The 6,646-nt window shown below is 61.8% G+C and carries 7 protein-coding genes and 3 pseudogenes; 2 read left to right on the top strand and 8 right to left on the bottom strand.

The features are described 5' to 3' along the window. Positions 1 to 36: 36 nt before the first annotated feature. The 6 genes and pseudogenes from OR16_RS17705 to OR16_RS17720 form a co-directional block, all read right to left on the bottom strand. Complete coding sequence (locus OR16_RS17705) at positions 37 to 663, bottom strand: hydrolase (protein ID WP_006159315.1); 627 nt, start codon at positions 661 to 663, stop codon at positions 37 to 39. A gap of 99 nt (positions 664 to 762) precedes the next feature. Further along, positions 763 to 1,461, bottom strand: a complete 699-nt coding sequence (locus tag OR16_RS17710; protein ID WP_006159316.1) for a hydrolase — start codon at positions 1,459 to 1,461, stop codon at positions 763 to 765. A gap of 247 nt (positions 1,462 to 1,708) precedes the next feature. Next, on the bottom strand, positions 1,709 to 2,011 hold the full coding sequence (locus OR16_RS41435) for a UBP-type zinc finger domain-containing protein (protein WP_006159317.1): 303 nt from the start codon (positions 2,009 to 2,011) through the stop codon (positions 1,709 to 1,711). After that, positions 2,008 to 2,256: pseudogene (locus OR16_RS45940) on the bottom strand (FAD-dependent oxidoreductase); the annotation flags it as partial. The pseudogene OR16_RS45940 and the gene OR16_RS41435, both read right to left, overlap by 4 nt. A 293-nt stretch (positions 2,257 to 2,549) precedes the next feature. Beyond that, positions 2,550 to 2,855: pseudogene (locus OR16_RS45945) on the bottom strand (cyclic nucleotide-binding domain-containing protein); the annotation flags it as partial. Positions 2,856 to 2,934: 79 nt separating this feature from the next. Next, on the bottom strand, positions 2,935 to 3,315 hold the full coding sequence (locus tag OR16_RS17720) for an OsmC family protein (RefSeq protein ID WP_006159319.1): 381 nt from the start codon (positions 3,313 to 3,315) through the stop codon (positions 2,935 to 2,937). A gap of 511 nt (positions 3,316 to 3,826) precedes the next feature. Here OR16_RS17720 and OR16_RS17725 point away from each other — a divergent pair. After that, positions 3,827 to 4,633 (top strand): CDP-diacylglycerol diphosphatase, encoded by an 807-nt coding sequence (locus OR16_RS17725; RefSeq protein WP_100227916.1) that lies wholly within the window; start codon positions 3,827 to 3,829, stop codon positions 4,631 to 4,633. Between the two features lie 89 nt (positions 4,634 to 4,722). Continuing rightward, the gene (locus tag OR16_RS17730) at positions 4,723 to 4,977 is read left to right on the top strand and encodes a hypothetical protein (RefSeq protein WP_006159321.1); all 255 of its coding nucleotides are present in this window, start codon (positions 4,723 to 4,725) and stop codon (positions 4,975 to 4,977) included. 41 nt (positions 4,978 to 5,018) lie between these two features. Here the strand turns inward: OR16_RS17730 and pstS are convergent, their stop codons facing one another. Continuing rightward, positions 5,019 to 6,050: a phosphate ABC transporter substrate-binding protein PstS gene (gene pstS / locus OR16_RS17735; RefSeq protein ID WP_006159322.1), complete on the bottom strand. Its 1,032-nt coding sequence runs from the start codon at positions 6,048 to 6,050 to the stop codon at positions 5,019 to 5,021. Positions 6,051 to 6,263: 213 nt separating this feature from the next. Beyond that, a pseudogene (locus OR16_RS17740) lies at positions 6,264 to 6,646 on the bottom strand (alpha/beta hydrolase); the annotation flags it as partial.

The raw sequence follows: 6,646 nt of genomic DNA on the forward strand, positions 1-6,646 counted from the left end.
AGCTCACAGCGCGTTAAGCGCCTGCATTGAGGACGTTCATGCCGGCTTAATCATGTCACGCGCATAGGCGAGGCCCGTGCCATACCCGCCACCATGCTCGACCACGATCGAGCGAGCCTTCTCATAGGTGTCATGACGGGTCCAGTCCCTCTGGAATTCGAGAAGGAGTTGGAGCCAGGAAGTCATGACTGCGCCCGCAGAAGCCATCCGTCGCAACGCAAGATCATGGCTTGTTGGTGTCAGCCCACCGCAAGCGTCGGCCGCGACGTATACCTGATATCCCTCGGACAGCGCAGAAAGAACCGGGAAGCTCACGCAGGCCTCCGTCAGCATGCCCGCGATGATCAGCGTACGCTTTCCGGTAGCCGTAATCGCGCCGCGCACTGCATCGTCTTCCCAAAGGTTCATGTTGTGGCGTTCAATCGGCGTGACGTTTGGCAGCACATCTCTAAAAGCCGGCATCAATGGGCCGCTGTACACCTTCGAGGCTGACGTGGAGACCACAACCGGCAAGTCAAAGGCGACCGCCGTCTTCGCGACCGCAAGGCCATTGCTGCGCAGAATCTGGGGGTCCTGGGAACCCGCGGCGAACGCGAGGCCGGCCTGTTCGTCAACGAGGATCAATGCACAATCGGCGGGGTCGAGCAACGGTAGTTTGGACATGGGAGTTCTCTTGTTCATTTGAGACCGCGATCTTGTTTCATGCCGCGGTCTGCGATCAATCCGCCTACCGCTAGCGTGCCAGTGAGGATGCCTGCAGGTTTAGCGCTCGATCACCTGTGCATGGACCGGCGCCAGCGACTCGTGCTTTGTGGCGGTGCGCTGCTCGGCCTTGTGGACCATCGTGTAGGCGTAGTCCACGCCCATGCCGTAAGCCCCCGAGTGTTCCTTGGCCACCTTCATCACCGCGTCGTACGTGTCACGGTTCTTCCAGTCGCGCTGCCATTCCAGCAGCACCTGCTGCCAGGTCACCGGCACCACGCCGGCCTGCACCATGCGCTGCATCGCGTAGTCGTGCGCTTCCTTGCTGGTGCCGCCCGAGGCGTCGGCCACCATGTAGATCTCGTAGTTGCCTTCGAGCATCGCGCACAGCGCGAACGTGGTGTTGCAGACTTCGGTCCACAGGCCGGCGACGATCACCTTCTTGCGGCCATTGGCGGCCAGCGCGTCGCGCACCTTCTGGTCGTCCCACGAGTTCATCGAGGTGCGCTCGAGCGTCTGCTTGCCCGGGAACACGTCGAGCAGTTCGGGGTAGGTATAGCCCGAGAACGAGTCAGACTCGACCGTGGTGATGGTGGTCGGGATGTCGAAGATCTTGGCCGCCTTGGCCAGGCCCACCACGTTGTTCTTCATGGCCTGGCGGTCCATCGACTGGACTCCGAAGGCCATCTGGGGCTGATGGTCGATGAAGATGAGCTGGCTGTTGTGCGGGGTCAGGACTTCGAGCTTGGCGTTGGACATGGTGTTCTCTCTCTCTTCAAGGTAATTCAATTCGGTTGATGTTGTTTGGCGGCGTCAATTTGTTGTTGCGATGCCATGGACGGAACTATAGCGGCGATAGTTTTGCTTAAAGTGATCGATTAGAGGACACATTATTCAAATATTTTGAATATATAAATTCACCAAGCGGACACTCCGGAGGCCGGTGAGGGATAGGGCTGAGCACCTGCTAGACCTACGCGTTCTTACAAGCCCAATTGGCGCTCCGTCAGACGAACCGTGGGATGGGTCCTCGCTGCGGAATCTGGTTTGGGAGCGCGATCTCTTCCCGGTCGACGTAGCACCAACCCCATCCTTCAGGGGGGTCATATCCCTCAATGATTGGATGCGCGGTTTCCTTGAAATGCGCGCGGGCATGCTTGAGGGGAGAGTTGTCACAGCAGCCAACGTGACCGCAGCTTCGGCACAGCCGAAGATGCACCCACGGGCTGCCCACCTTGAGGCACTCTTCGCAACCCAGAGCGCTTGGCACGACATCGCGGATCGTATCTGTATGGTCACAGGTCTTCATGCGACTTCCTTTGACAGTCTGCTGAGGTAATTGTGGATTTGGGCGATGGCCGCGGCTCCATCGCCGACTGCGGCGGCAACTCGCTTGGTCGAGCCGGCGCGGACGTCGCCGATTGCATAGACGCCAGGCATGCTGGTCTCGAGCGATGCGTCCGATGCGCCAGTGAGAATGAAGCCCTTGTCATCCGTCGCAATCGAGTCGTTGAGCCAGCGGGTATGCGGCGTCGCTCCGATGAACAGGAACAGGGTCGCCGGGGAGAAGCGCCATCCGCTCGATAAAGCTGCGGCCCCCACCATCCACTTTGGGATCCATGACGTGGTTGGGAGCCGCTGCGGGTCAGGAAGCCTTGGAGGCGCAGAAGATGCGCGTCATCTGGCGCACCAATCAGGATCGTGCCCGAGCCGCCGTGTTCGATCAGTCTGACACGGCGCAAGATCAGCGCGCGCATGACGATCTCACCGACCTCCGCCGATCCGATCATCAGAGCTCGCAAATACGGCGGATCGAATGGAAGCAGGGTAGCGCCGTCACGACCGGCTCGCGCCGAGGCGAGCGACGTACGGCCGTCAATCTGGCTGACTTCTCCCGTGAACTGCCCTGCGCGATGGGTGGTGATTGGCGCTTTCTCGTCAAGGCCATCCCGGCGCAGAACGTCGATCGAGCCATCCAGCACGAGCCAGACGGGCACATTCCTGTCGGCCGTGGCGAAGACAATCTCACCCGCCGCAAAATACCGCGGCGGAGCGCTTGCGAACCGGCGCGCCGCCTCAACCTGGATCGGTGTCAGGACGGGGAAAATCTGGTGCCTGCGCTCTCCGACACCGTCTGCGTGCTGCTGGATCATATGCGCGTTTTCCTATCGCGTGCGGCGTCCGGTAGATTCATTGCCAGGAGCCGTCAGCTTCGTGTGAAGCAGATCAGCGTCACGCGAGGCGAGTTTCGATCGGCAACCCGGATCTCAACGTTTTCGTTATGGGCGTGCGCTCGGCAATTTCCGCCAGACGCGCTTTCTGGCTGTCCTCCAGGCCCTTGATGACAAGCGTCCGCTCGATGCGCCACTCGTCCGTGCCGACTAACCGCAGGGAGACATCGAGCGACTCAAGGGCCCAACCTTTGCGTTCGGCATACATCTTGAGCGTGATGGCGGTGCACGCTCCCAGGCTTGCAAGCAATAAATCGTAAGGGGCCGGTCCAGCCCCTTGCCCGCCGCGAGCGCGGGGTTCATCGGCCGTGATCGCGTGGCCGGAGACGACGATGTTCGTGCGATAGGGCGTCGATCCAATCTGTGCGGTGCCGTGTGTCATGGTTCCTGTCTCCACTGCACGATGCGGGATGTGGGATGTTGGATGAGCTGGTTCTGCTGGAGTATCTTCGCAAAGCGTCTGATATACCAATCTTCCTTTGGTATGGTCGATTGGCTCGGCGGCATCTCGCCGCGACGACGTTCCGTCGCTATCGGTTCTCAACGCATTAACGCTCGTCTTGTCTTGGTTGGAGCTGAACTTCCGTCTCACGAATCTGGTAGCTCGCAGGGTGAATCAAGCAGGGACGAGTCGAACGCGGTCCCATGCATGGCATTCACGCAGGCTATCCCCCTTTTTTTCGCGGCCCGGCGCGCCTCGCGTCAGCTTGTGCCCGGGTCTTGCCATCGCCTGCCGTGCGGCTCTTAAGATGATCGATGAACGCGCGCAACTTCGGCATGATCTGCTGGTGGCCTGGATAGCAGAGAAACACCCCCGGTCTCACCGGCGCGCCTTCGTCTTGCCATCCTTGTCCGGCACAATGAGGGCCATGCCGACTGATGTGGATAGGTTGATGGCTCATTTTGTTTCGAGTGCCACGGCGCGGATATCGGCCATGCTGCTGGCGCTATGCATGGCGCCGAGTGCCTGGGGCGATGCGGACGCCGGTTTCCTCTCGCTGTTTGCCAAGGATGGGCTGTGGCGCAATGTGCAGGCGCGTTGCCTGGCGCCTGGTGCGCCGCATCATCCGGATTGCGCGGTGGTGGATCGTGCAAAAGGCTTGGTGCTCTACAAGGATGCCATTGGCCGCTCGCATTTTCTCGTCATCCCGGATCACCGCGTGACCGGCGTGGAGGAGCGTGGCGTGTGGGAGGACGGCGGGCCGAACCCGTGGGCATTTGGCTGGGACGCGAGGCAGTTTGTCGGGCAGGCGCGCGGGCGGCCGTTGCCCGACGCCATCCTGGGGCTGGCGATCAATGCAAAGGCGTCGCGCAGCCAGGAGCAGATGCATATCCATCTGGACTGCATCAGTCGTGATGCCAGGGATTTTGTCTCCGGCGCCAATGCGCGCATCGGGACCACCTGGACGGCGCTGCGGTTCATGGGCAAGCCGGTGCAGGCCATCTTCGTGCCGTCTCCCGAGGCATCGATGTCTGTGAATCCATTCCTGCTAATCAAGCATCGTCTTGGCGACGCGGCGCCCGTCGTGCCGGACCGGGGCGTGTTCGTCACCTATGTGCCGGATGCTGCGGGCACCAGCGGTTTTGTCATCGTGGACCAGCCAGTTGATCGCGAGGCAGGCAGTAATGGCCATGCCAGCGATTTCCTGGATCGCCAGTGCAAGCTGGCGCCTGAGGACACGCCGGCGGCGCGCGAGTAACATCGGCTGCGCTGCCGCTAATCCGGGGTTGCGCTCGCGGGAACCGTTGCTAGAATGGATTTCCCCGTTCAGCAAGCAGGAGTGCAGCCATGGCAACGTATCAGCGCGGCGATCTGTTTCTCGTCACTTCTGTTGAGGAGCTCCCCTGGGGGCGCTACAGAGGGTTTGTGACCATGACGGAGGGGGCGCAAACGCAAGCGTCATCTCGCCACACTTGCCCCATGTGCAGGGACAATCCGCTCCAGGCCCATGAGGATGCCGACGCCGATGTCGAGTACGCCTACAGGCACTATCTCTCGGACCATATTGACTGGAGCGCCCACGCCCCCGGTACGGAGCATTGAGCGGAAACCAGGAACCCGTCGCAGCGTCGGGCTTGCCGCATTCACTTCAGGTTTTCTCCCCAGTAGGCTTCGATCTGCTTGACCAGCCCGGGTGGCAGTGCCACGTAGTGCTCTGCCGCGGCATCAGCCTGCCCGTCATTCAGTGCCCACCGGAAAAACGCGAGTGCTGCCTTGGAGTTGGCGGCATTTTTCGGGTCCTTGGGCATGATGACGAACACGGCGCCGGTGATTGGCCACGCTCGCGCGCCGGGCGCGTCGGTGATGACTTGATAGAAGTCGGAGTGCTGGCTCCAGTCCGCTGACGCCACCGCTGCGCTGAAGCTCTCCCGTGCCGGCTCGACAAACGCACCCTCCCGGTTTCGCACGGATGTGTAGGGCAGCTTGCGTTGCAGCGCGTAAGTCAACTCGACATAGCCAATGGCCCCTTTGACATTCTTGATGTAGGTGGCCACGCCCTCGTTGCCATTGGCGCCGACGCCTGCCGGCCATTTGACGGTGGTGCCCGCGCCCACGCTGCCTTTCCATTCGTCGCTGACCTTGGACAGGTAGTCGGCCCAGTTGAAGGTCGTGCCGGAACTGTCGCTGCGATGCACGACCAGGATCTTCTGATTGGGGAATTGGATGCCGGGGTTGATCCCGCTGATGGCGGGGTCATCCCAGTTGGCGATCTTGCCCAGGTAGATATCCGCCAGCACCTTGCCCGTAAAACGGACCTGGCCCGCGGCCACGCCATCCAGATTGACAATGGGCACTACGCCGCCAACTACCAGCGGAAACTGGACCAGCCCGGCGGCGCGTAATTCGTCCGGCTTGAGCGGCATGTCGGAGGCGCCGAAGGTGACATTGGCGGCCTTGATCTGCCGGATGCCATTGCCCGAGCCGGTGGGCTGGTAGTTCACCTCCAGGCCGGTCTTGGTGTAGTAGGTGGCGGCCCATTTGACCAGCAGGGGGTAGACGAAGGTGGAGCCTGCGCCGGTGATATCGCCAGCATGCGCGGACAGCGCACAGCCAGCGAGCAGGCAGGCGAGCGTGGCGTGGCGCTTCACGTTCTGCCAGAAGAGGATCGGAGCCATTTTGCAACCTCTCAGGCTTGTCAGTGAGGAGCGCATGTCCTGCACGTAGCGCATCCGCAGCGCGGTCCGCCGGGGAGGCCTTTTTCCTATCCTAGCACTCGCAGCCTTGTAACCAGCAAGGCGTTTTTTTGCCATTGCGATGGCGCGGGCAACGGTGCGTCACCGTTCTGTCATGGGGGCGTCGCCGCGTTGTCATGATGGCTTGCCGGGGCCCTATTTTTCGGCTATCCAGCGTGCCACGGCCTGCACCACTTGTGGCTCGATCCCGTTGAACCCGTGATATGCCATGGCCTCGCACGGATCGCCCACATTCCTGCCGCCAGCGAAGTGGATCAGTCCGGCCTTGGGGGTTTTGGCGAGCTTGTCCATCAGTCCTTGCACCTCGCCGTACGGGCACTGCTTGCAGCCGTCCTGTTCGTGATGGACGACGAGCACGGGTATCGAGAGTTTCTCGAGGTCCATCGCCGGCACTTGTTGGCCGCGATCGTCGCGCAGGATGGTGGCGGTCAGCACGATGCCGTCGGGGCCGCCACCGTCCGCCAGCCGGATAGCGGTGGCCGCCACCGACTGGGTGCCGCGGCTGGTGCCGACCAGCC

It is taken from the genome of Cupriavidus basilensis OR16, from assembly GCF_000243095.1.
GTDB classification, from domain to species: domain Bacteria; phylum Pseudomonadota; class Gammaproteobacteria; order Burkholderiales; family Burkholderiaceae; genus Cupriavidus; species Cupriavidus basilensis_D.